Source organism: Veillonella sp. (genome assembly GCF_019414865.1).
Taxonomy (GTDB): domain Bacteria; phylum Bacillota; class Negativicutes; order Veillonellales; family Veillonellaceae; genus Veillonella.
This window is the reverse complement of record NZ_DXLG01000209.1, coordinates 1-1,625: the sequence shown is the minus strand read 5'-3', so window position 1 is coordinate 1,625 and position 1,625 is coordinate 1. Positions and strand designations below refer to the sequence as shown.

At 35.2% G+C, this 1,625-nt stretch carries 2 protein-coding genes; both read right to left on the bottom strand.

Going from position 1 to position 1,625, the window contains the following annotated elements; genetic code table 11:
• A partial coding sequence (locus QZ334_RS08310) for an SIR2 family NAD-dependent protein deacylase (protein ID WP_295233616.1) occupies positions 1 to 779 on the bottom strand: 779 nt, incomplete at its 3' end.
• Complete coding sequence (locus tag QZ334_RS08305) at positions 751 to 1,533, bottom strand: protein-ADP-ribose hydrolase (RefSeq protein ID WP_295233613.1); 783 nt, start codon at positions 1,531 to 1,533, stop codon at positions 751 to 753. The genes QZ334_RS08305 and QZ334_RS08310, both read right to left, overlap by 29 nt.
• Positions 1,534 to 1,625 lie beyond the last annotated feature (92 nt).

Here is a 1,625-nt window from a genome sequence, read left to right as displayed (position 1 = left end):
GGTATATGTTGATCTTCCATATTAATTGGTACATATAGAGCATCCATATTTTCATATGCCATCCGCATAAATGGGTATTTAATTATCATCGGTGTATTATATCCAACACCAAATTCTAGCATGACAAGCTTTTTATCTTTATATCGCTCTATAAAGTCTGCATATCTATTTTGTGCCGCATACCAACCTTCGTCTTGTACAAAGGTGCCATCAATACGTAAGTTCATTGTCATCAATTCACCACATCTAGGACAGTGAGGAATTAACTCGGTAGGAATTTTCATATCCTTTTGTTCCTTAACCATACGGCGCACTTGTTCTTCATTATCATAAGTCTTTTGATGACATAGCTCAGAGCATTGCCACAAGCCATAATCACCTTGCATGTAATAAAATCTACTTTTATCTACACCGGCCAATTGCATTTGATGATCTACATTAGTGGTAATCACAAAGTAATTCTTATTTTGTAATAACTCCATCAACCGAATATAAGGTTCACCTACTGAAATATCATAGCGATTATAGTAGATATGACGGCTCCACCACGCCCAATATTCTTCCATGCTTTCAAATGAATAGAATCCACCAGAATACATATCTGTGATACCGTACTTTTTGTGAAAGTCATCGAAGTATTTATGAAAACGTTCTCCACTATAGGTCAGACCCGCTGCAGTAGACATACCGGCCCCAATACCTACGAGTACCGCATCAGCTGTATTCAAAAAATCTTTTACACGTTCTATATTATCCCAATAATTTGTTGTAGATATCATAATCTATATCCTTAAATACATTAAATACCACTTGTATTTTACTATTAGTTTCTTTTAAATACCTACGTACCGTATCGATAGCAATTTGGGCCGCCAATTCATTAGGAAATCTAAACTCACCTGTAGAAATACAGCAAAATGCAATGGACTTCAAACTATAAGCATTAGCTAACTCCAAGCAAGATCTATAGCACGATGACAATTGTTCTTTTTCTAAGTCTGTAACAGTATCATAAACAATAGGCCCCACCGTATGGATAACATGACTGGCTGGTAAATTATAAGCATAAGTCTTACGAGCCACGCCTGTTTTCTCAGGCATATCCATATATTCTATCATCCGTGCACACTCCATACGCAGCTCAATACCAGCAAAAGTATGAATGGCATTATCGATACACTTATGATTAGGCGCAAAACAACCAAGTAATTGATTATTGGCAGCATTAACAATAGCATCTACAGATAATCGAGTAATGTCTCCTTGCCACAAATTAATCTGAGGCTCCCTCTCCTCCATATCCTTAATCCTTACAATACCTTTTTCTAAAGCCAATGTATTTAAAAATTCATCTTGTACTTTCATCCATTCAATCGGCATTGCACCAGCAGCACGAATATTACATAAAGCCCTAAAAAGTGTAAACTGTTCTGCTTCATCATTAGGAATTTCAATATGTTCGTCTTTATATTTCTCTCTATATTCTTCTACTAATCCTTTTACAAGATAAGATAAACGTTCTTGTTGTGTCATATGTAACTCCTTATAGTCTATCAAGACTTTTACTTATTATATGATGAATTGTAAAATATATTGCGACAAATAAAAAGACTCATATTGGAGAT